We start from the raw sequence: 23,422 nt of genomic DNA, 5'->3' as shown, positions 1-23,422 counted from the left end.
CCAACACAAAAAATGAAGCTCAAAAATAAGTCGCATTCAAACAAAAAGTTCTATTGGTTATTGACGATGCTTGTTATTGCCTGCATTCATGCAACTTATGCCCAACAAGACCCGCAATACACACAATACCTGTATAATACCCAAATTGTGAACCCCGCCTACACAGGTTCTAGGGAAATGTTGAGTTTTGGGATTTTGGGGCGTATGCAATGGGTAGATATAGATGGGGCTCCGCGAACAGGTACACTTACTGTAAGTTCACCCATAGGAGCATTGGACAATATGGGGCTTGGGCTATCCATCGTATATGATCAGATAGGTCCGGCCACCGAATCCAATGCCAATGTGGACTATTCATATTCAATTCATCTTGATCGGCATGATGTGAGCAAGCTTTCTTTTGGTTTAAAAGCTGGAATGGATGTATTGGATGTTGATTATACCAAATTGACCATCCATAATCCCTATGACCCTCATTTCCAAAACACTGTAGATAATAAAATTCAACCCCAAATCGGAGCTGGAATGTATTACCACACTCAAAAATTCTATGCAGGATTTTCTGTCCCCAATTTTCTTAATTCAAAACATTTTGATGAATCCTCGTTGGAGAATGAAGAATTGCAGAGCATAGCCATAGAACGTTTGCACTACTTTTTTATAATAGGATATGTTTTTGACCTTGGTCCCAACCTAAAGTTCAAACCTGCAGGCTTGACCAAGTTTGTAAGCGGGGCGCCGTTTCAATGGGATATGTCCGCCAATTTTTTGATCAATGAGAAATTTACCCTCGGGGCTTCCTATCGGTGGAATTCATCAATCAGCGCCTTAGCGGGGTTTCAAATCTCTCAGTCTATATTTATTGGATTGGCTTATGACTATGATTCAACTACAATAAAGGATTATAACAATGGCTCTTATGAAGCCGTGATTCGCTTTGATATACTAAACAGACTGGACAAAGTCCTAACCCCAAGATTCTTTTAAATGCAGCAATTAATGTACCCAAAAACTATTCTAAAGATTTTAATGGCAGTTTTAATGGTATCAACCATAAATGCCCAAAAAAGTGTCGTTAAAAAGGCTAACGAGGATTTTGATGCCTATAATTATATCGATGCCAGGGAAATTTATTTAAATATTGTAGAGGATGGCTATGAATCCCCACAAGTTTTAAAAAAACTGGGAGACACCTATTATTTTAACAGTGAATATGCCGAGGCCGTAAAATGGTACAAACGGCTCATGGAAAAACACCCCAACGATGTTGACCCCATCTACTATTATCGAGCCTCACAAAGTTTTAAAAGTATTGGAGAATACCATACCTCCAAAAAAATGATGGGCAAGTTCGCCGGGTTGTCCGCCAATACGGAAATTGCAAAGAACTTCATGAAAGATTACCCTGCCTTGGACAGTTTGGTCGGTATCAAGTCCAGCACTTACGAAGTGGACAATATAACCGGGCTATTGACAAGTTCTGATTTTGCACCTTCTTTTTACGGAGATAAAATTGTGTATGCTTCATCATCCACCAATACAGAGGGTGATAAAATACACAATTGGACAGGTTTGCCCTACCTTGATCTTTTTGAAGCGGATATAGACGAAGATTGGAGATTATCGAACCCCAAACCTCTTGAAGGTGACATCAACACTCCTTACCATGAATCTAATGCGGTATTTACCAAGGATGGGAAAACAGTTTACTTTACCCGTAACAATTATAGTGATGGCCGAAAAAAGAAAAGCCGAAAAAAGCTTATCAGCCTAAAAATTTACAAGGCCACTAAAACGGAAAATGGTACATGGACGAACATCGAGGAGCTCCCCTTTAACAACGATTCCTATTCCGCAGCGCACCCAGCCCTGAGTCCAGATGAAAAGCGCTTGTATTTTTCTTCCGATATGGAAGGTACACATGGAGATTCCGATATTTGGTATGTGGATATATTGGAAGGTGGAACCTATGGTACACCTGTTAATTTAGGTCCTGAAATAAATACAGAAACACGGGAGGGTTTTCCTTTTATAGGCAAAAATAACAACCTATACTTTTCGAGTGATGGGCACCTTGGCCTTGGTGGCCTCGATATTTTTGTGGTCTCCTTGGAACCCGATGGTGAATTTAAGGAGGTTACTAACTTAAAACAGCCCATAAATTCCAATAAGGACGATTTTGGATTCATTCTGGATGAAGAAAAGAAGATTGGGTATCTGGCCTCAAACCGAGATGGGGACGGCGGCAGCAGTTCCGACGACATTTACCGGGTTTGGGAAAGCTGTGGCATCATGGTTATCCAAGGGGCCATTTCTGACTCCAAAACAGGTAAAACCTTGGTCGGTGTCACGGTAAAACTACTGAACAAGAACAATAATGTAATAACCGAAACAACAACCGACGAGAGTGGCAACTATGTGTTTAAAGGTGTTGTGGATTGCAGTAAAAAATATACGGTGCATGCAGAATATAAAGATTACACAGCGACTGATAAAAGTACCGTGACCCCTAGGGGAACCCATACCGTTCAAATGGATATGGAACTCACACCACCCGAGTGTCCCGTCGATGATCTGGGATGCAGACTTACCCTTGAACCCATTTATTTTGATTATGGGAAGCATACCATTCGCTCCGATTCTGAAGTGGAGCTGGCCAAGATTTTACAGGCCATGAAACAATATCCAGAACTTTCCATTCATATTGAATCCCACACAGATTCCAGATCAAGTGATAGGTTTAATCTGAGATTATCTGAAAGACGTGCCCAAGCCACATTGAATTGGTTCGTTAAACAAGGCATTGACCGCAGCAGACTATCAGCCAAGGGTTATGGAGAAACACAATTGTTGAACGAGTGTTCCAATGGGGTAAACTGTTCAGAAGAGCAGCACCAACTCAATAGAAGGTCCATGTTCATCATTAAAGACTGAACTATTATCACGTAAAATTTATGCCAGAAGTACGAGGTTGAACGTCTAAAGTTAGATATTTTGGAGTTTGAACTTGACCCCTACCCACCATCTTTAGATAAACTGTTTTTTTCTGGTTTTGACCTTAGTTTATTCCAAGTATTCTAAGATTAAAACAAAATTTTCAAGCCCCTAATTCCACAAAGAATTCCTCTATGCTACGTGTTTTAAATGCCTGTATGATACATTCCTTCATTAATAAACTGGCCATAAAGCCACTTTCATCAATTATTTCTCCCTATTCATCAATTGAAACACCCCATTCATCAATTGGTCAAGTTTGAAACCAAAATTAAGACCAATATTTGGACGCCATTTTACAAGCCAGTCCCACAAAAAGGTTAATTGCTTGTATACAAGGTGTTTTCGTTCATAGTGGATTTAATAAAACTAAGATGTGCAACATTACTTTCAAGAAAGTCTTCAAAAGCTTTTCTTCTAAAAAAAGAGTTCTGACTCTTACCAATTTTATATTTTTTGTAAACGGTATTACTTCAATTTTGGCAGGTATGTCAAATAACCCCGATTACAGCACTGCCCATAAGAGTGAAACCTATGCAGCTGGAATAGCTCTTGTGAAATCAGGAACAGTAGTTGGAGGATGTGACGCTATTGAATTTACATACACCGTAACAAACGAAAGTACACTTGGTGAGGTTTTGGAAAATGTAGTTGTTTCCGATCCTATTTTTGGTGATTTGGCAGGACCTGACTCCGGAGATGACAACAACAACACGTTTCTTGATCCAGGAGAAACATGGATTTATGTGGCCAACCACAACATAACCCAAACAGATATCAACAATGGACAAGTTGTTGGTCAGGCAAATGTGAATGCTGATGTTCAAGGACAACCAGGCGTAACAGTAATGGATCTTTCAGATGATGACAGCCCACTGGAAGACGATACCACAATTATAGACCTTTCTTCTTGCCCCAATATTTCAGTAATTAAAAAAGGTACCGCTTTGGATGGTATAGAGGGCAATCCGGGATGTAACCTTATTCTGTATAATTTCACCGTGAACAACGAGGGAGGCGTACCATTGGAAAATGTAGTCTTGGATGACCCATTGCTCGGAGGTGAGGTAGACGGACCCTTTATGGGCGATGACAATGACGATGGCATTCTTGATATTGACGAGACATGGCTATATTCAGGGCCGTATATTACTACACAGACAGACAAGGACAACGAACAGGTTGTTAATCAGGCGACTGTGATCGCAAATGTGCAAGGAGACCCAGGGGCAGTTGTATCAGATCTTTCTGATGATGACAGCCCATCTGAGGATGACCCAACTGTTATAGACCTTCCTTCTTGCCAATCAAACATCTCAGTAATTAAAACAGGTGCTGCTTTGGATGGTATTGAAGGCAATCCGGGATGTAACCTTATTCTATACAACTTCGCTGTGAACAACGAAGGAGATGTACCGTTGGAAAATGTAGTCTTGGATGATCCATTGCTCGGAGGTGAAGTGGATGGACCCTTTATGGGCGATGACAATGACGATGGTATTCTTGATATTGACGAGACATGGCTATACTCAGGACCATATATTACTACACAGGCAGACAAGGACAATCAACAGGTTGTTAATCAAGCTACTGTGAGCGCAAATGTGCAAGGAGACCCAGGGGCAGTTGTATCAGATCTTTCTGATGATGACAGCCCATTTGAGGATGATCCAACTGTTATAGACCTTCCTTCTTGTCAAATATCTCCAACAAATCTTGGAATGATCAAAGAGGGAACGCTCGTCGACATTGATCAGGACGGCTGCATTGACAGCATTCTGTACACCTTCACCGTGACCAATACGGGCAGTTCGGACCTAGAGCAGATTACACTCGAGGATGACCTCTTCGGAGGTGAAATACCAGGTCCTGTAGAAGGAACGGATGATGGCAATGATGGTATGCTGTCAGCCGGAGAAACCTGGAGCTACGAGGCCCTGTATGGCATTACACAAGCGGATATAGATCAGGGCTCTGTGATAAACCAGGCCACTGTGAATGGTCTACCTGTTGGACAGGATGTGCCAGTATCCGATTTATCAGATGATGATAGTCTTGAAGAGGACGAACCCACCAGAACCCCTGTACCGGATGATGTGTGCCCCAATGACCCTGCTGATATGGGAATGATCAAGGAGGCCGAGCTTGTGGACATTGATCAAGATGGCTGTATTGATAGCATTCTGTATACCTTCACCGTGACCAATACAGGAAGTTCTGACCTAGAGCAGATTACACTCGAGGACGACCTTTTCGGAGGTGAAATCTCTGGCCCTGTGGAAGGAACGGACGATGGCAATGACGGCATACTGTCCTCTGGAGAAACTTGGACCTATCAGGCACTTTATGCTATCACTCAGGCAGATATAGACCAAGGCTCAGTCATAAACCAGGCGACGGTCAACGGAATTCCTGTGGGAATGAATCTTCCTGTCTTTGACCTTTCCGACGACGACAGTCTGATTGAGGACGAACCCACCAGGACACCCGTTCCTGATGATGCATGTCCTGATAACCCGGTCGACATGGGGCTTATCAAAGAGGGTACCCTTACCGATATCGACCAAGACGGCTGCATTGATAGCATTTTGTACACATTTATCGTAACAAATACAGGAGAAACAGACCTGGGGCAGATAGTACTGGAAGATGAACTTTTCGGGGGCGAGATTCCCGGGCCCGTGGCAGGAACCGACGAAGGGGACGACGGCATACTCTCCGTAGATGAAACATGGACCTATCAGGCACTCTATGCTATCACTCAGGCGGACATTGACCAAGGTTCGGTCATAAACCAAGCAACTGTTAATGGAATACTTGCTGGGCTGGACCTACCAGTATTCGACCTCTCTGACGATGATAGCCTTGAAGAAAATGGGGTTACCAGAACTCTTGTTCCAGATGATGCTTGCCCAGATGATGGAGACGGCACACCATTGTTCGGCATAGCTATCATAAAAACAGGTGTTGGTCAAGATGTGGACTTCGATGGCTGTGATGATAGTATCGAGTATAACTTTTCCGTAACAAATTCAGGAAGTACCAATCTAGAAAGCATTGTGCTGACCGATGATATGTTGGGTGAAGAAATAAATGGACCTTTAACGAGTGAGGCAACCGAAGATGGCATTCTTCAACCAGGAGAGGAATGGATTTATACGGCCACCTATAATCTTACCCAAGAAGATATCAGTGGCATATTTGTGGAAAATCAAGCTACCGTCACTGCAAATTTGATCAATACTGATATTACCATTTTCGACAATTCCGATAATGATAGCTATCTGGAAAATGAAATCACATCCATAAACGTGTCTAGCTTCTGCGAATTTACCGGAGGAGGCTCTGGCTTCGAAATCTTCAACGGAATAACACCAAATGGTGATGGTTCAAATGATTTCTTCAGAATACAAGGCATTGAAAACTACCCAGATAACAATGTGAAGATTTTTAATCGTTGGGGCGTATTGGTATATCAAACAGATAGCTATGGACAAGGAAACAACCTGTTCTACGGTATTCCCGAAGGAAGGGCAACTTTGCAAAAAGAAGGAAAACTTCCAAGCGGCACCTATTTCTACATACTGACCTTTACAAGTGAAGACAACCCAGGTGAAGAAAGCTACTCTGGATACCTCTACATCAATAGGAACTAATATAACCAAACAATTAAGTAATAAAGAACCAAGAATATATAGCAAGGATGATACATCTTAAAACATATAGAAACTACTGCTTATCCTTATCAGTATTTCTATTCGCCCTGTACACTTCTACGGCACAACAAGACCCTCAATACACGCAATATATGTACAATACCCAAGTTGTGAACCCCGCTTATGCAGGGTCCAGAGAAGTGTTAAGCTTCGGTCTGCTGGGACGAACACAATGGGTAAGCTTGGAGGGTTCTCCAGAAACGGGCACATTTACGGTAAACTCCCCCATTGGATTATATGATAATATGGGACTTGGGCTGTCCATCGTTCACGACAGGATTGGTCCAGCAATGGAATCCAATGTGGTTGTGGACTATTCGTATTCGGTATTTCTATCCAATGCCAGTAAGTTGTCATTTGGACTGAAGGCCGGATTGGACATGCTGGATGTGGATTACAGCAGATTGAACATCTATGATGAAACCGACGCCTATTTTCAAACGAATGTGGACAACAAACTACAACCCCAAATTGGAGCAGGACTTTACCTAAACACAGATAGATTTTATGCTGGGCTATCCGTTCCCAACTTTCTGAATTCCAAACACTATGATGAAAGCTCTTTGGAGAATGTAGAGAAGAACGATATAGCCATTGAGCGTTTACACTATTTCTTTATAACAGGTTATGTGTTCGATTTGAACGAAAATTTAAAGTTTAAACCTGCCACAATGGTAAAATATGTGAGTGGTTCCCCCTTGCAATGGGACCTTTCCGCTAACTTTTTGATCAATGAGAAATTTACAGTCGGGGCTTCCTATAGATGGAGTGCCTCCGTTAGTGCCCTTGCCGGATTTCAAATATCAAAATCAATTTTTGCAGGTGTGGCCTACGATTACCAGTCCACCAACATAGAACAATATAGCGATGGTTCTTACGAAGTGTTTCTTCGTTTCGACATTTTCAACAAATCAGATAGGGTAGTAAACCCACGATTCTTTTAAAACAATCACGATGAAAAGAAGAATAATTATACATGTACTTTCAGTCTTTTTATTGGTCGGGAGCGCATTTGCACAAGAAAATAAAATCAAAAAAGCGGATGAAGAATTTGATAGCTATGACTATATAGATGCCCGAAAAATTTATTTGAGTGTAGTAGAGGATGGTTACAAATCCGCACAAGTGTTTGAGAAATTGGGGGATACCTATTATTTCAACAGCGAATATAAAGAAGCTAGCAAATGGTACGGAAAACTAGTTGAGAACTTTCCTGATGAAGTAGAGCCAGAATATTATTTCAGGGCAGCACAAACACTTAAAAGTGTTGGAAAGTATGAAGAATCCAAGGTTATGATGGAAAAATTCATCGCTTCATCAAACGGTTCCGTCTTGGCCCAAAATCAAATGAACAATTGGCAGTCCTTCGAAGAGCTTACCAACTCAAAAAATAAAATGTTTAAAGTAACCAATATTACCTCCAATATGTCCGGGTCGGACTTTGGTCCATCTTTTTACGGGGATAAGATTGTATTTGCTTCATCATCCATTAATACCCAGGGCAGCAAAGTACATGACTGGAACGGTCTCCCCTATTTGGACCTTTTTGAAGCTGAAATTGGTGAAGATGGAAATTTAAAAAATGTGAAAAACTTGGAAGGGGACATCAACTCTCCTTACCATGAATCATCGGCAGTTTTCACCAAAGATGGTAAAACCGCCTACTTTACACGGAACAATTATATTGATGGTAAAAAGAAAAGAGGCAAAAAAAGATTGGTAAGCTTAAAAATTTACAAAGCCACTAAAAATAATAATGGAACCTGGGGCAATGTACAAGAATTACCTTTCAACGACGACTCCTATTCCGTGGCCCACCCCGCCTTGGATCAAGAGGAAACCCGACTGTATTTTTCATCCAACATGGAAGGGACTTTAGGCGAATCCGATATTTGGTATGTGGATATTCTAGAAAATGGAAACTACGGAAAGCCGATTAATCTAGGGCCCATCATTAACACCGAGCAACGAGAAACCTTTCCATTTATAAGTGATAATAATAGGCTCTTCTTTTCAAGTGATGGTCATGTAGGACTCGGAGGCTTAGATGTTTTCAGGGCCTCTTATAATGGTGAAAAAGGCTTTGAAGCAATCCAAAATATTGGGCAACCCATCAATTCAAATCAAGATGATTTCGGCTTTATTGTAAAAGAAAATGAAAAAATAGGATACCTCTCTTCCAACAGAGAAGGAAGTAATGGCAGTAGCTCAGATGATATCTATCTTATTACCAGAAACTGTAAACCTGTTATATATGGAGCCATTACCGATGTAAACACAGGGGAACCGTTGGATGGTTCCATCGTATACCTTATAGACAGAGACAACAAAGTAGTATCTCAACAGGTCACCGAAGCCAATGGAAACTATCAATTCGAGGAAAATATGGATTGTGATAAGCAATACGTAGTTAGGGCATCCAACGACGAAAAGGAATACCAACCCCAAGAAAAATTAGTAATGACACCTGAAGGCTCCATGATGCTGCAGGTAGACCTAGCCCTTACCCCACCCGATTGCCCCGTTAACGATTTGGGGTGCCGATTGGACCTACAACCCATCTATTTTGATTTTGATAAACACAACATACGACCCGATGCAGAAGTAGAATTGGCTAAAATACTGCAGGCCATGAAAGAATATCCCCAATTGGCAATCCATATAGAGTCCCACACAGACTCCAGAGGAGATGATAACTACAACATGCAATTATCCGAAAGAAGGGCAAAATCCACCCTAGAATGGTTAGTTGACAAGGGAATCGATCGAAACAGACTATCCTCTAAAGGGTATGGAGAGTCCCAATTATTAAATGAGTGTTCCAATGGGGTAAACTGTTCAGAAGAGCAGCACCAACTCAATAGAAGGTCCATGTTCATCATTAAAAATTAAACTACCATCGTTTGAAGCCAGAGGTGATGTCGGAAGCACGAAGTCGGAAGTCCGAAGCACGAAGTCGGAAGTTTGACGCTTGTTGACTGCCTACTGAGTTATTCAGTTATTTTGTTATTGGGTTGTTGTAACATGATATTTTGTATTTGAACTTGCTCTTGATGTTTGAAATTAAACTTTTGCTTGTGCTTGTCATTCTGAAAACACACAGTGTTTGAAGAATCTAAATTTATCACACTCACCCGATCTCGATTAGGCTTCGGTTATTGGAGGTTGGGATTTGGGTTTTGGCATTTCATCCTCGATGTTTATCATTCAAGAATAGAAAAAACATGATTTTTTTACTGATTATCAGTGTATTACATTTTTTGGCACGCTGATTGCATACTTTAGGGTGGATGTAAATAGTTGCATCTAGAACTTAAAACCTTGTAGTATGAAAAAGTTAGTACTCATTATAGCAGCGGTTATTTTTGGAATACCAAGTATCCAAGCAGAAACAACCAACACAGTGGCTACTGCCACCAATTACCGATATGGAAATTCTTTCATTTTTGTGGAAGATGGTGTAACCTTTTCGGTTTATCCAGATGGTGAGTTCGATTTCTATATAGACAACAGGGTGAATGTAGGTGTTGGCGCTCAAATTGGCAATGTTGGAATCACCTTTAACTCAGGATATAATTACAACCCTTATGTTCAGTACGATGATTATGGTGCCGTGATCCAAGTTGAGAACACCCCTATTTATTACGATTATTATGGACGTGTTTCACAAATAGGAAACGTAGAAATCTGGTATAACAACGGTAGGGTTCGTAGAATCGGTGGATTGCATGTTTACTATAATGGAGGCGTTTTCAGTCACTACACAGGATACATCAATATCTACAACAGAAGATATGTGCATAGACCATTCCATAGGTATTTTGCAAGACCTGCCATTGGATTCTGTAATGTATATGCAAGACCATATAGAAGGTATTACAGACCTATAAGATATACGTATTACTCACCTTACAGACATAATACAAGACGTGCTTATGCCAGAGTTGGTAAGGTTTACAGAAACAACAATACACATAGAAGAGACAACATCTATAGAAATGATAGAAGAGTTTCTGTACGCGGCAACAATAACAGAAGAGCAGCAGATTATGGCAGGAGCAATGCGAGAGTAGCCAAGAATTCTTCTAGAAGAGGAAATACTGCTGTTAACCGTTCCAGTAATAATGGAAAAAGACAGAAAGTTGCTTCCAGGGATTCTAGGAGCAATAATTATAGAAAATCAAATAATGTAACAAGATCTGGAAGAACAACGGCTTCCAATAATAAAGTAACGCGCACGCCCAATAAAAGAAGTGTGAGTTCCAGAAAAGTAACCTCTAGTACTAACGACAGAACCGTTAAGCGTTCTACCCATAGTACTTATAGAAAACCCAAGGCCACAACGAGAACACCAAGTAGGTCTACGGTGAGTAGAGGAAACTCTTCAAGGAAAGCCGTTTCCAGAAGCACTAGACCTAGTGTCAGAAAAAGTTCTGTAAGTAGAAAAACTACTTCTAGGCCTAGTGTGAGTAGAAGTTCTGGCAACAGAAAAAGTAGCGCTAGAACAAGTAGCTCAAGAGGTGCTTCCAGAAGAAATAATTAGATAGTTTTTTTAGGTTGGTTAGTTGTTTACCCCGTAGTCGGATTTATTCGCTACGGGGTATTTTTTTTGAACCATTTGGACAAGATGCCAGAAACATCTTCCGAAATATTAAAACGGTACAAAATACCCACATACATTACCACAATAAGCAATGACTTTAAGCCAATGTTAATGATGGGGTGAAAAGGAAATCGCAGCAAATAAAAAAGGCCCGACAGCAAAACCAAGGTCGCAAAAACCTTAAACGTAGCTTTGGTAAAGGGCAAAAAATCAAACTTTGACTTTACAAAGATCAATTTGGCCAGATTAAAGATGATAATGGAGAGAAAGCTGGCCAGTGCCGCTCCTTCTATACCATAAACAGGAATCAACCAAAGATTGAGCAAAATAGTGGCCAAAGCAAAACAAATCCCTATCAACAGAATAACCTTGTAATATTCTGAATAATATAAAACGGCATTGATGTTGCCCAAAAGTGAATCAAAGACCTTGGCCAAACCAATCAAAAGAACAATAAAAAAACCACCTCGGTAATCTTCGGGAAGCATCAGGAACAAATCTTCAATGTTCAAAATAATCAATACAAACAAAAGACCCGATGCAATAAAAGAGGTCAGCGAAGTCTTCTTGTACAATTGTTCCAGTTCAAAAAAATTGCCCGTGTTCAAATAATTGGCGGTCATGGGATAGGTAATCTGGTTCATGGCCCTAGCCGGCACCACAATGCTAGAGGCAATATATCCAGCAACACTGTAATAGGCGACATTGTCCAAAACAATAAACTGGTTAATCATAAATTTATCCACCTCCAAAAGAATCAGTGCCACAGAACCGCCTAAAATCATCAGTATACCATATCCCAAAATAGTTCTGGATTCCTTGGGAAACTTAAAATCCAACACGGGTCTATGCAGTCTAAACGCGTACAATTTCATACAAAGGGTACGGAGCAGATATACCCCCACCAATGCCTTCAGAAAAAAATCAAGGGAAATCACCTCAAAGTACAACAGACCCAACAAGACGGAAACACACACCCTGACAAAGACCTCCTTCATAAAATTACCAAATACCGATTTAAAATATACCTTGCTCAGCGCATAGAAGATCTCAAAATAGGCCATGGCCATTCCCACCAAGAACACATACCAAACATAATCCTTGACAATTGGATTTTCCTTGGAAAAGAACAGCGCTATCGGCTCATAAAAAAACCACGTCAAGAGCGATAAAACGCCTAGAATCACTAATGGACTTAAAAGCATTAAGGTTATAAAACCGTTCTTGCGCTGCTCACTTTGGGCACTGTAATATTTTATAGTGGCATTGTGGACACCCAGTGCCATTAAAGGCATCAATATAGCACCCGTAGCCAATATAAAGGTTACCAGACCATAATATTTAGGCGCTAAAATATTAGTGTAGAGGAACAGGGTGTTCACGGCCCCGAACGCAAAACCGATAAAAGTCGTAACAGTATTCTGAAAGGATTGTTTTAAGACGATTCCCATTAGATAAATTTAGCCAAAGACTCCGTTAATGCCTTTCTGTGGTACTGCTCCACCCCTTTGGAATGGCAAAGCAAAGTTCCTTTTCGATAATGGTTAAAGGCATCCAAAAGTACATTTTTTAATGCCGCTACATCATCATGCAAACAGGTATTTCCAGCTCTGTGCCGTTCCACCATGGCTCCTGCCTCCCACCCTTTTGGACCAATCGCCAAAATAGGCCGCCTTGCATTCAGGTATTCAAATAATTTTCCCGGGATAATGCCTTTGGTCTCTTCGGAATCAATCTCCAACAACAAAAGTAATTGCGATTTTTGCTGTGTTTCCAAAACTTTATCGTGGGACAGATAACCCAACTGCTCCATAAAATCATCCAGCCCAAATTCTTTAATGGATTGTAACACCTCTTCCCCTACCACCCCAGCCAATTGAAGCTTTACAGTGTTCTTGAAAGCTTGATTTTCGGCAATCAATTCCTGTAAAGCTTGCCACAACCCTAAAGGGTTTCGTCCCGTGAGCAAAGAACCAATATGGGAAATCGTAAACTTGGAATCCAATGGAACCGCTTGTAAATCATCATCAAAACCGTTAGTTACAACCTTTATTGGTTTGGGTGTGATTTGTTCAAACTCTGTTTTGGTGGTATAGCTTGTCACGACAATTTTGTCGGCCTTTAAAAGCACTCCCTTTTCCAAAGCTTTATGCTTTTGTTGGGATGAGGTGGTCAATCGTAATTTTTTATGATACCCTATGGAAGTCCAAGGATCACGGAAGTCTGCAATCCATTGAATATTGTATTTCTTTTTCAGGCCAAGCCCTATCAAATGTAGACTGTGTGGAGGTCCCGTTGTGATGATGGTTTCGATACCCTCATCTGCAATCACTTTTGCCAAATATGAAATGGATGGTTTCACCCACAGTTTTCGAGCATCGGGAATAAAAAAATTACCACGAATCCACAACAACACCTTTTCTGTAAATGATGGGTCTTTCTCTTTGATGATTCCTGAACTAATCGTCTTGGTCTTGTTTTTGGAAAGTAGTGAAGCCCAAGCATACGGTTCTTTAATGGGCTGCTTTACTATTTTGATGGATGCTGGAATTTCCGAAACTAATTTGTCGTCCACAATGGGATAACTGGGGTTTTCAGGAACATACACAATGGGTTGAATACCAAAATCGGGCAGATATTTAACAAACTTAAGCCAACGCTGTACCCCTGGTCCCCCTGCGGGTGGCCAATAGTACGCTATGACCAAAATTTTTCGCATTAGGATGCTTCCTTTTTACCACGGAACAAAGTAAAGCCCAATCCCCCAACAATCATCAATCCCAAGAGAATATTGGCCGCCAAGGTAATCTGGCTTCCCGTTTTCACCACTTCGGGCTCAAACTTGAACTCGATTTCGTGCTGGCCAGCAGGAACCTTTATACCACGAAGGGCATAATCCACTTTATAATGTTCCTGTGGTTCTCCATCAATAAAAGCGTTCCAACCAGATGAATAGTGCATTTCGGAGAACACCGCAAAACCATCGTTCGCATTATTGGAAGTATATTTTAAATAATCGGGACGATAATCTACTAAATCAATACTTGCCACGGAATCCACGGAATACCGAAGTTTGGTCAATTCGGGATATTGTTTCGTGTTGACCACGGCTTGTGTTTTGGAATTGAAATCCTTAAGTTTCAAAATTTCCTCATTGGCAGATGAAACAGGCACCAACTGATTCACAAACCAAGCGTTGCCATTGGCATCTGGATTTACGGCAGGAAAACTGTTCCCTTCCTCATCTTGCTGAATAATGTATTTTACATTCAACATATTCAACACTTGAAGGTTGTTTTGGTACAAATGATATTCGAACAAATTTTGAAGCGCTCTGGGTTTCGCTGCGTGATAACCACCAATAGATTTATGAAAATACGAGGTTCTTGCCCCGTTGATTCCCTCTTGGGGGTCAAAAACCCGATAGATGGAATCGTCTTGCTGAATCATTTGGTCTATCTGATTGGCTTGGAAAGGTTGGTTTACCTCACGCTGGCGCACAAAATCGTCTTCGTTCACATAACGAAGATCTACGCCTACCAAATCAAACAGTATCAGGGCACCCAGGGCAAATACCAAGATATTTTTATTGATTTTATCTTTGATAAAGAACCACAACGCAGCGGCAGCCAAGGCTACATAAATCAGTGAACGGATGGTATCGCTGATATAAACGGCTTCACGGTCACGTTGGATCATGGTCATCAATTCATCACCAAAATACCCGCGATAGGTTTCGTCACGTAATCCTTCAAAATCAAAGAACCCTTTGAGCAAGAAAATAAAGATGCCCAGTCCTACGGAAACAAAGAAACTTAGCTTTAAAGCTTTTAGTTTTTCCATTTGGTCCACCGATGATTTGAACAATTCGCGAATGCCTAGAATTCCCAAAACGGGCAAACAAAGCTCCAATACCACTTGAATGGAAGATACTGCCCTGAACTTGTTGTACATAGGGAAGTAATCTATCATAAAATTGGTAAGTAGCGGAAAGTTTCTCCCCCACGAGAGCAGCAGGGATAATATGGCGCCCGATAGCAACCACCATTTCTTTTTACCATCCACCAAAAATACACCCAACAGAAACAAGAAGAACACAATAGCACCTACATAGGCAGGAGCTGCCACAATCGGTTGGTCGCCCCAATATAAGGGCAAACTGCTGGAAAATTCTATGGCCTTGGTCGGTGTAAGTCCTTGATTGGTCAAATATTCGTAGGCTTTGGAATCCTTGCCCAAATCTTCCCCACCTGAACCTCCAAACAAACGTGGTGCAAACAAATTGAGCGATTCCGCAATTCCGTAGCTATATTGCGTAATGTAATCATAATCCAACCCTGTGGAAATTGCCTTTTCGCTCCCATCTGGGTTTATCGTCAGTTCCGATGTCCCTCGGGTGCTCCAATCAGCATATTCTTTGGTCGCCATCAAGCTAGTGGCATTGGTGAAAATGGACAGCACTACTGCCAAAATTAAAATACCGACAGAGGCAAAAAAGTGTTTCAGTTCTTTTTCTTTGATGGCGTAAATAAGGTACACGAGCCCCATCACCAGTACCAAAAGCATAAAATAATAGGTCATTTGGTAGTGATTGGCGCTAATCTCGAGCGCCATTGCCAATGCGGTCAGTATAAATCCTAAAATGTATTTTTTTCGAAATACGAGTACTATGCCACCCAAAACCATCGGGACATATCCCAGAGCGTGCGCTTTGGCATTGTGCCCCACACCTAAAATTATAATCAGATAGGTGGAAAAACCGAAAGCCAAGGCTCCAAGAGCAGCCAACCGAAAATCAACCTTTAGGCATAACAGCAGTATGTAAAACCCTATCAAATAGAGAAAAAGATAATCTGCAGGTCTGGGCAAAAACCGAATCAAACGGTCCAATTCCTTTACATAGTTATGCGGATAATTGGCTCCCAATTGATAGGTAGGCATTCCGCCAAAGGCACTATTGGTCCAGTAAGATTCCTCTCCCGTAAGCTCTTTGTATGCATCACGTTCTTGGGCCATACCCTTGTACTGGGCAATGTCCGACTGATAAATGGCTTTTCCCTGTAATGCCGGGTAAAAATAGACCAGCGAAGCAAGAATGAATAAACCGACAACACAAATATGGGTGATAATGGCTTTTGGAGAAAGATTCATGGATAGGTTTTGATTCGGCAAATATTAATCAATTTCCTCAAAATCTATGTATTCTCCAACTTTTTTTGAGGGATTGGATTTTCTAAACGGTTTTTTGGAAATGATGGTCTCCCCTTCCTCAGGCTGCGCAGTATCAAAATCTTGGGAGTTTCCGAACTGCTGTCCAAAACGTTCGCTCGTCTTCTTAACCGCGTAATTCAAGAGTTTCGGTGCCAACCACTTTAAAAGTAATTTGAGTCCGTAGTATACTAATATGACGATTAAAATCGTTTGTAATAAAACCATATAACCTTAGTTATTGTATCAAAGTTACATTGTTAGTCCCGTAAACCCATCAAACGTATCTTAAAATAGTATTAAAAACCCAGTTATATGGATATTTCCATGATCAAAAAGTCATTATTTCTTTTCGTTCTATTCCCAACATTTATTTTCGCCCAATATACCGATGTCATCAATTCCAATAGACCTGGAAGGGCAGCCAGTGCCTATGCGGTTGGTAAAAATGTGGTACAGGCCGAGATTGGCATGTTGTACGAACAACAGGATAATGCCGACCTCAATTCAGATTCCAATATTTTTGGAGCCGATTATGCGTTGAGGTACGGTCTGCTTTTTGAAGAACTGGAAGTTATTGCCGAGGGTTCTTTCATCTCCCAAAACATCACCTACCCCGATTTGGGCATCGAGGGCAATCTGACCAATTTTTCACGAAACCGAGTGGGTTTAAAATACTTGGTTTTTGACCCTTTTAAGGATCCAGAGCACAACAAACCCAATTTATATAGTTGGAGAGCGAACAATGTGTTTCAATGGAAAAATTTGATTCCTGCCGTATCCGTTTATGGCGGGGCCAATTTTGTACTGGGAGACAATCCTTTTTATCCCGGAGAACCCACGGTTTCGTACCGCGGAGGGATTCAAACCCAAAGTAGACTTTCGCCACGTTTTGTGTTGATTTCCAATGTGGCCTACGACCGTATTACCACCGATTCCCCAGAATGGCGCTATGCCCTATCGTTAACGCATGCTTTTCGTGATCCCCGATGGAGCGTTTTCTTTGAGGGCCAAGGCATTTCTGGCGACCGCTATTCCGATATTATTTTAAGAACTGGTGTTGCCCGTTTGATCAATCCCAATTTTCAGGCCGATTTCCATTTAGGTTCCAATTTTAAAAATGACCCGTCACGTATTTTTGTGGTGCTTGGATTCTCCTACCGTTTGGATTTCCACAAAGACGAACTTATCCCCATCAACGAGCAACAATCGGGTGTGAACGGAAAAATCAAGAAGAATGCCAACAAAAAATCAAAAAGGCGCAATAAAAAGAACTAATCCATCTTAGTTTTTTACGTTTTCCACAAATTTCACTTTTCTACTGCAAGTAATATTCCTAATATTGAGCATTAATTTGCAACTATGGTAACCGTTAAGCAGGTTGAGTCCAAATCGGACTTAAAGCGTTTTGTAAAATTTCCTTTTTCGCTCTACAAAGATTCACCCTACTGGGTCCCCCCCATCATAAAAGATGAAATGGCATCGTTTGACAAGGACGAAAACCCTGTTTTTAAAACGGCGGAGGCCAAATTCTTTTTGGCTTACAGGGACAACAAGATTGTTGGGCGCGTAGCGGCCATCATCAATTGGTTGGAAGTTAAGGAACAAGGCTTGAAGAAAATGCGGTTCGGTTGGTTCGATTTTGTGGACGACCCAGAGGTATCCAAGGCATTACTGGACAAGGTCCGAGATATTGGCAAGGAAAACCAGCTGGAGTATATGGAAGGCCCCGTAGGCTTTTCCAATTTGGACAAAGTAGGTGTGCTTACCGAAGGTTTTGACCATATTGGTAATATGATTACGTGGTACAACCACCCCTATTACCAATCGCATTACGAAAAATACGGATTTACAACGGAGAAAAAATACATCGAAAGCAAGTTTCCGGCGGCCAATGCCGACCCAAAGTTGTTTGCGAAGGCCAATGTGCTGATTAAAAAGCGGTATGGTCTACGGGAGATGAACTTTGAAAAAAGTGCGGATATTATGCCTTGGGTGGACAAAATGTTCGACCTTTTTAACGAAAGCTATGCCAAACTATCCTCCTTTGTGAAGATTACCGATATACAAAAGGAGTACTTCAAGAAAAAGTACATTAGTTTTATAAATCCGGAGTACATTAAGTTTGTGGTGGATTCGGATGATAACCTGGTGGCCTTTGCCATTGTAATGCCCTCTTTCTCCAAAGCCCTGCAAAAAGCGAACGGTAAATTGTTCCCCTTTGGGATTTTCCATTTGCTCCATGCCCGAAAACATAGCAAGGATGCCATTTTCTACTTGATCGGCATACACCCCAAATACCAAAACAAAGGGGTGACTTCGATCATTTTTAATGAGTTCCACCATACTTTTAAAAAACGTGGGGTGGTAAATTGTATTAGAACTCCCGAACTGGAAGACAATATTGCCATACAACAAATGTGGAAGCACTTTGACCCGAAAGTGATCAAGCGAAGACGGACGTACCGAAAGAATCTGTAAGACCTTGTCCTTTTGACAACTCTCTTATCGATAATGCGCTCTCAATTATTTTAATTGATTTCATCACTTTATGGCGATGTTATTGTTGATTCTTGTTAATTTTTTATAATTTTTACCATAATTCCGTTTTTATTTTTGGATTGCCCTGCCGACACTTGACTAAAGAGAATTTTATTTTGTTAGGACATGGGACTTGTGTACAACAATTATGACGATAGCATTGCAGACCCTGTTACATTTCAACAGTTGGCCGTAAAAGACACATTGTTTTTGTACTACAAGTGCCCCCAGGTAGATAAACAACAACAACTTTTCTCACACTACAACGAAATCATGTTCACATTGGAAGGTGGCCGGATCATGCGACACAGTGGAAAATCATGGCACCTTACCAAACATTCCTGCATCCTTACCCGAAAAACGGCCTATTTGCAGGAATTGCCCGAGACAACGGAATGGAAAGTTCTCGCCTTTTATTTTCAGGACAATTTTTTTCGACAGATAATCAAGGAATACCGTCAATACCTTCCTTTGAAGGATCTCCCTGCACCTCCTTTTGATATGCTGATAGAAATACATTTAAACAAAACCACTCAAGCGTTTTTTTTCAGTATTCTCCCATATTTCACCCAAAAATTACCGGCACCGGAAGGTTTATTGGAGCTCAAGTTCAAAGAACTACTCTTTAACATCTTATTGGATCCTTCCAATAGAAAAATACTTGCCTATGCAAATAGTTTAATGGATATTTCCAAAACGCCCATTTGGCAGGTGATGGAGAAAAATTATATGTTTAATCTAACTGTAAAACAGTTTGCCCGAATGGCAAATCGAAGTGTTTCGGTATTCAAAAAGGAATTTTATGAGTATTACCGTACCACACCCGGTAGATGGCTTACCCAAAAAAGACTGGAACTTGCCAAGTCATTTTTGGAAGCAGGCGAAAGAAATATAAGTGAAGTGGCCTTTAACAGTGGTTTTGAAAATCTCTCCCATTTCAGTCGCATATTCAAAGAAAAATATGGGGTATCTCCCCAAAAATTCAAGAGAGCATGAGATTTGATCCGTGCCCTGCCAAAATGGACCATACAGCAAAAAAACAAAACGTTTGAGCAAAATCCCAGCTTTGTTTGCTTCTTACATTTGGTCCATAAATAATTGTAAATAAAAAAGTTATGCCGACACCTCTTGAAATTTTATTGGACCCTGTAAGCCTGATTATATTGGCTATATATGCAGTACTTATGATTTGGGAAGCATTGTTCCCTGCACGCCAGCTCCCATTGGTGAAATATTGGAAACTGAAGGGGATGATATTTTTTGTCCTATTCTTTTACCTGTCCAGTTACTTGCCGTTGATTTGGGACGGATACCTTGCCGAATATCAGCTTATGGACCTTACTGGACTGGGCACTCTGTGGGGCGCACTGGTAGGTGTGTTGCTATACCAATTTGGAGTATATGTTTGGCATAGGGCCATGCACAGAAGTAATGTACTCTGGAGGGTGTTTCATCAAATGCACCATAGTGTTGAACGAATAGATACATACAGTGCCTTTATTTTCAGTCCTATGGATATGATTGGTTTCACGGCACTCGGCAGCCTATTGCTGGTTTTGGTAGCAGGGTTTACCCCACAAGCAGCTACCGTGATTATTTTGGTCAACACCTTTTTCAGTATGTTCCAGCACAGCAATATCCGCACACCTGCATGGCTGGGGTATATTGTACAAAGGCCCGAGGCCCATGCCTTGCACCACGCCAAAGGCATCCATGCCTACAATTATGGCGATATCACCATTTATGATATTCTATTTGGAACATGGAAAAACCCCAAGGATTTTGAGTACGAAAACGGGTTCTATATGGGAGCTTCTTCCAAAATAACGGATATGCTGTTGTTTAAGGACATTCTTGAAACAAATGACTCCAAATCAACTGAAAAAAATCCACAGTAATATTGCTGGCCATTGCCCAACGCCAAAAAGAACAGCATAAAGTGATTTTTTTACTTGACCGCATCCATCCTGATTACCAAAACAAGGGAGTAACTTCCATTATTTTTAATGAGTTCCACCATACTTTTCACAAGCGTGGGGTGGTAAATTGTATTTGAACTCCCGAGCTGGAAGACAATATTGCCATACAGCAAATGTGGAAGCATTTTGACCCGAAAGTGATCAAGCGAAGACGGACTTATGTAAAGAATTTGTAGCACAATCTTTATATTGTTTTTTATCAAAAATGAGTGTGTCCCCATATTTGATTTGGGTATATATGCACTTGATTTTGTAATTTGACCCTGCTGATCGATTTAATTCGGTAGCTATTTGGCGCAGCATCCCCAAAGCACCTTAAACAACCAAGGATGAAAACCGTACAACTGGTTCCTGGGAAATACAACAGCGAGGAAATTATTGTCATCAAGTTTAAAGCGGACAAAACAATAGAAAAACACCTTATTGGCTTACATGGGTTGCAAAGGAACCATGGGGATGGCACCTTCTATTTAAAAAATTCGTCCAAAAACTTAAATCTTGTATTCAACCATATGCGCAAGATAAAATGCTATGTTGACTACAGCGAATTAAAACAAAAGCGAATTGATATACCTAAAAAGGGAGAAAAGCTTTGTTTACCGCCCATTGACTCCCTTAACAAACAAAATTTAGAGAGATTTAGGAAATGGTTGGGGGAGAAAAGATTGAGTCCGAACACTGTGGACACCTATGTTGAGGTTACTGGTTTTTTTCTTAGGTATGCGATATTGAGAAATTCAAAAGGCTACTCAAAAAGGTTGGTGGAATCCTTCAATTATGAATTCATAGTTAAGGAAGGAAAATCTATCTCCTATCAAAATCAATGCATTAACGGCATAAAGAAGTATTTTTTGTTCAAAGAAATCGATATTGGCACACTACATTTAAGTAGACCAAAGAAAGAGAAAAAACTTCCTGTTGTGCTAAGCAAGGAAGAAGTAAGGTCTATTATTGAGGTAACCCATAACCTTAAACACAAAACGCTATTGTCCCTTATCTATTCTGGAGGGTTAAGAGTAGGTGAAGCTATTAATCTTAGAATCGATGATATTGACAGTAGAAGAATGTTGATACACATAAAGGGTGCAAAAGGAAAAAAAGATAGATATACCTTGCTTTCTGCCAGTTTTTTGAGGATTCTTCGGGAGTATTATAAACAATTTAGGCCGAAAGAATACCTTTTTGAAGGTCAAAAAGCATCAAAATATAGTACTAGTAGTGCGCAAAGCGTTTTAAAAAAAGCTGTTCTAGCGTCGGGAATACGGAAAAAGATTACTCTTCACACGCTAAGGCACAGCTTTGCAACCCATTTATTGGAAAGTGGAACCGATATACGCTATATCCAAGAACTTTTAGGGCATAATAGTCCCAAGACCACTATGATTTATACCCATGTAACGGAGAATAGTATCAAAAACATCAACAACCCCTTTGATGACCTGTAATTATGTTTATATTGCTAAAAAGTAAAAAAAACGTTGAAAACTATACTGAACCATAAATTACAAAACTTGGGCATAGCCAACCATTTTGGAAGTATATGCCCAACAAAGTTCAGTATATAAACAAGTTGGCAAACATTTAAAACGAACCGAGAATGGGATTAGATTCCGTTGAATTATTGATGTCAGTTGAGGAAAAATTTGGAATACGAATTGAGGATTCCGAAGCGGAAAAAATTTATACCGTTCAAAATTTTGTGGATTGTGTTTACAGTAAAATAATTACCAATCCGAATGAAAAATGCTTAACCCAAATTGTCTTTTATCGAATTAGAAAAGCATTTCGGAATTTGAATTTGACCGAACAAAAAATCAAACCCGAAACCAAAATAACGGAATTGCTCACTCAATCGGAATTGAAAGAAAATTGGCATCTACTAAAAACAGAAATCGGACTTGATTTGCCTGAATTGGTTGCACTTGATTTTAATCCAGAATTAGGTTCTCACGTCAAAATTTTTGGCATTAAAACGATTAAGCGAACCACGCCTGTTTCGAGTGGAACTATGCGCGAATTAGTTGACTGGACAATCGCTTTGAACCAAGAAAAACTTATTGATATTGAAAAAATAACAGACAAATACGAGGTTGAGCGAATTGTAATCGGAATAATAAACAGAAATTTGGGAATACCAATTAGCGAAATAAAATTGGAACACTCAATAACAAATGATTTAGGAATTGACTAAAAAAAACGTTTGCCAACAACGTGTATAGCTCATTGCTAATCAGTTGCTTAAACGAAGTTGAGGCATATTTGGAAAGTCGCCAAATTTTTAAATTTGACGATTTCCAATAAAAAAAATAAATAGTAAAATTTAAAAATCCGGCTTGTGGCTCAACCGAAAAATAATCGCTAATTTGCACGCAACGAGCCAT

The 23,422-nt window shown here is 40.5% G+C and carries 16 protein-coding genes; 12 read left to right on the top strand and 4 right to left on the bottom strand.

Features of this window, described 5'->3' with window-relative positions; all coding sequences use genetic code 11:
* Positions 1 to 12 precede the first annotated feature (12 nt).
* The 6 genes from MURRU_RS15020 (at position 13) to MURRU_RS14995 (ending at position 11,253) form a co-directional block, all read left to right on the top strand.
* Positions 13 to 987 carry a PorP/SprF family type IX secretion system membrane protein gene (locus MURRU_RS15020; RefSeq protein WP_014034327.1) on the top strand — a complete coding sequence of 325 codons (975 nt, stop codon included), beginning with the start codon at positions 13 to 15 and terminating at the stop codon, positions 985 to 987.
* 12 nt (positions 988 to 999) lie between these two features.
* Positions 1,000 to 2,934: an OmpA family protein gene (locus MURRU_RS15015; protein WP_014034326.1), complete on the top strand. Its 1,935-nt coding sequence runs from the start codon at positions 1,000 to 1,002 to the stop codon at positions 2,932 to 2,934.
* Between the two features lie 548 nt (positions 2,935 to 3,482).
* The gene (locus MURRU_RS15010) at positions 3,483 to 6,650 is read left to right on the top strand and encodes a gliding motility-associated C-terminal domain-containing protein (RefSeq protein WP_187289859.1); all 3,168 of its coding nucleotides are present in this window, start codon (positions 3,483 to 3,485) and stop codon (positions 6,648 to 6,650) included.
* A 47-nt stretch (positions 6,651 to 6,697) separates the two neighbouring features.
* Positions 6,698 to 7,654, top strand: coding sequence for a PorP/SprF family type IX secretion system membrane protein (locus tag MURRU_RS15005; protein ID WP_014034324.1), 957 nt, complete (start codon positions 6,698 to 6,700; stop codon positions 7,652 to 7,654).
* 10 nt (positions 7,655 to 7,664) lie between these two features.
* Positions 7,665 to 9,602, top strand: coding sequence for an OmpA family protein (locus tag MURRU_RS15000; RefSeq protein ID WP_014034323.1), 1,938 nt, complete (start codon positions 7,665 to 7,667; stop codon positions 9,600 to 9,602).
* A gap of 436 nt (positions 9,603 to 10,038) precedes the next feature.
* On the top strand, positions 10,039 to 11,253 hold the full coding sequence (locus tag MURRU_RS14995) for a hypothetical protein (RefSeq protein ID WP_014034322.1): 1,215 nt from the start codon (positions 10,039 to 10,041) through the stop codon (positions 11,251 to 11,253).
* A 50-nt stretch (positions 11,254 to 11,303) separates the two neighbouring features.
* Here MURRU_RS14995 and MURRU_RS14990 read toward each other — a convergent pair whose 3' ends face one another.
* From MURRU_RS14990 to MURRU_RS14975, 4 genes are read right to left on the bottom strand one after another with little or no spacing between them, the layout of a single operon-like run.
* Positions 11,304 to 12,764, bottom strand: a complete 1,461-nt coding sequence (locus MURRU_RS14990; RefSeq protein WP_014034321.1) for a lipopolysaccharide biosynthesis protein — start codon at positions 12,762 to 12,764, stop codon at positions 11,304 to 11,306.
* Positions 12,764 to 14,032, bottom strand: a complete 1,269-nt coding sequence (locus tag MURRU_RS14985; RefSeq protein WP_014034320.1) for a glycosyltransferase family 4 protein — start codon at positions 14,030 to 14,032, stop codon at positions 12,764 to 12,766. Before MURRU_RS14985 ends, MURRU_RS14990 begins: the two co-directional genes overlap by 1 nt.
* The gene (locus MURRU_RS14980; RefSeq protein WP_014034319.1) at positions 14,032 to 16,464 is read right to left on the bottom strand and encodes a YfhO family protein; all 2,433 of its coding nucleotides are present in this window, start codon (positions 16,462 to 16,464) and stop codon (positions 14,032 to 14,034) included. The genes MURRU_RS14985 and MURRU_RS14980 overlap by 1 nt, the downstream gene beginning before the upstream one ends.
* Before the next feature lie 24 nt (positions 16,465 to 16,488).
* Entirely contained in the window at positions 16,489 to 16,749 is a 261-nt protein-coding gene (locus tag MURRU_RS14975) for a DUF4834 family protein (RefSeq protein WP_014034318.1), read from the bottom strand.
* Positions 16,750 to 16,836: 87 nt separating this feature from the next.
* Here MURRU_RS14975 and MURRU_RS14970 point away from each other — a divergent pair, with 87 nt between their 5' ends.
* The 6 genes from MURRU_RS14970 (at position 16,837) to MURRU_RS18180 (ending at position 23,232) form a co-directional block, all read left to right on the top strand.
* On the top strand, positions 16,837 to 17,799 hold the full coding sequence (locus MURRU_RS14970; protein ID WP_014034317.1) for a transporter: 963 nt from the start codon (positions 16,837 to 16,839) through the stop codon (positions 17,797 to 17,799).
* Between the two features lie 84 nt (positions 17,800 to 17,883).
* Positions 17,884 to 19,002, top strand: coding sequence for a hypothetical protein (locus tag MURRU_RS14965; protein WP_014034316.1), 1,119 nt, complete (start codon positions 17,884 to 17,886; stop codon positions 19,000 to 19,002).
* Between the two features lie 186 nt (positions 19,003 to 19,188).
* Positions 19,189 to 20,058 (top strand): helix-turn-helix domain-containing protein, encoded by an 870-nt coding sequence (locus MURRU_RS14960; RefSeq protein ID WP_014034315.1) that lies wholly within the window; start codon positions 19,189 to 19,191, stop codon positions 20,056 to 20,058.
* 119 nt (positions 20,059 to 20,177) lie between these two features.
* Positions 20,178 to 20,960 (top strand): sterol desaturase family protein, encoded by a 783-nt coding sequence (locus MURRU_RS14955; RefSeq protein ID WP_014034314.1) that lies wholly within the window; start codon positions 20,178 to 20,180, stop codon positions 20,958 to 20,960.
* A 410-nt stretch (positions 20,961 to 21,370) separates the two neighbouring features.
* Entirely contained in the window at positions 21,371 to 22,486 is a 1,116-nt protein-coding gene (locus tag MURRU_RS14950) for a tyrosine-type recombinase/integrase (RefSeq protein ID WP_014034313.1), read from the top strand.
* A gap of 152 nt (positions 22,487 to 22,638) precedes the next feature.
* On the top strand, positions 22,639 to 23,232 hold the full coding sequence (locus tag MURRU_RS18180; RefSeq protein ID WP_014034312.1) for an acyl carrier protein: 594 nt from the start codon (positions 22,639 to 22,641) through the stop codon (positions 23,230 to 23,232).
* The last annotated feature ends 190 nt before the right edge of the window (positions 23,233 to 23,422 follow it).

Source organism: Allomuricauda ruestringensis DSM 13258 (assembly GCF_000224085.1).
GTDB classification, from domain to species: Bacteria; Bacteroidota; Bacteroidia; order Flavobacteriales; family Flavobacteriaceae; genus Flagellimonas; species Flagellimonas ruestringensis.
The sequence above is the reverse complement of the archived record's forward strand: the minus strand, read 5'-3'. Positions and strand labels throughout refer to the sequence as shown.

What these genes read in the sequence shown, in the direction of transcription:
- MURRU_RS15020 (WP_014034327.1), top strand. Translation starts at nt 13, where the DNA reads ATGAAGCTCAAAAATAAGTCGCATTCAAACAAAAAGTTCTATTGGTTA.
- MURRU_RS15015 (WP_014034326.1), top strand. Translation starts at nt 1,000, where the DNA reads ATGTACCCAAAAACTATTCTAAAGATTTTAATGGCAGTTTTAATGGTA.
- MURRU_RS15010 (WP_187289859.1), top strand. Translation starts at nt 3,483, where the DNA reads ATGTCAAATAACCCCGATTACAGCACTGCCCATAAGAGTGAAACCTAT.
- MURRU_RS15005 (WP_014034324.1), top strand. Translation starts at nt 6,698, where the DNA reads ATGATACATCTTAAAACATATAGAAACTACTGCTTATCCTTATCAGTA.
- MURRU_RS15000 (WP_014034323.1), top strand. Translation starts at nt 7,665, where the DNA reads ATGAAAAGAAGAATAATTATACATGTACTTTCAGTCTTTTTATTGGTC.
- MURRU_RS14995 (WP_014034322.1), top strand. Translation starts at nt 10,039, where the DNA reads ATGAAAAAGTTAGTACTCATTATAGCAGCGGTTATTTTTGGAATACCA.
- MURRU_RS14990 (WP_014034321.1), bottom strand. Translation starts at nt 12,764, where the DNA reads ATGGGAATCGTCTTAAAACAATCCTTTCAGAATACTGTTACGACTTTT.
- MURRU_RS14985 (WP_014034320.1), bottom strand. Translation starts at nt 14,032, where the DNA reads ATGCGAAAAATTTTGGTCATAGCGTACTATTGGCCACCCGCAGGGGGA.
- MURRU_RS14980 (WP_014034319.1), bottom strand. Translation starts at nt 16,464, where the DNA reads ATGAATCTTTCTCCAAAAGCCATTATCACCCATATTTGTGTTGTCGGT.
- MURRU_RS14975 (WP_014034318.1), bottom strand. Translation starts at nt 16,749, where the DNA reads ATGGTTTTATTACAAACGATTTTAATCGTCATATTAGTATACTACGGA.
- MURRU_RS14970 (WP_014034317.1), top strand. Translation starts at nt 16,837, where the DNA reads ATGGATATTTCCATGATCAAAAAGTCATTATTTCTTTTCGTTCTATTC.
- MURRU_RS14965 (WP_014034316.1), top strand. Translation starts at nt 17,884, where the DNA reads ATGGTAACCGTTAAGCAGGTTGAGTCCAAATCGGACTTAAAGCGTTTT.
- MURRU_RS14960 (WP_014034315.1), top strand. Translation starts at nt 19,189, where the DNA reads ATGGGACTTGTGTACAACAATTATGACGATAGCATTGCAGACCCTGTT.
- MURRU_RS14955 (WP_014034314.1), top strand. Translation starts at nt 20,178, where the DNA reads ATGCCGACACCTCTTGAAATTTTATTGGACCCTGTAAGCCTGATTATA.
- MURRU_RS14950 (WP_014034313.1), top strand. Translation starts at nt 21,371, where the DNA reads ATGAAAACCGTACAACTGGTTCCTGGGAAATACAACAGCGAGGAAATT.
- MURRU_RS18180 (WP_014034312.1), top strand. Translation starts at nt 22,639, where the DNA reads ATGGGATTAGATTCCGTTGAATTATTGATGTCAGTTGAGGAAAAATTT.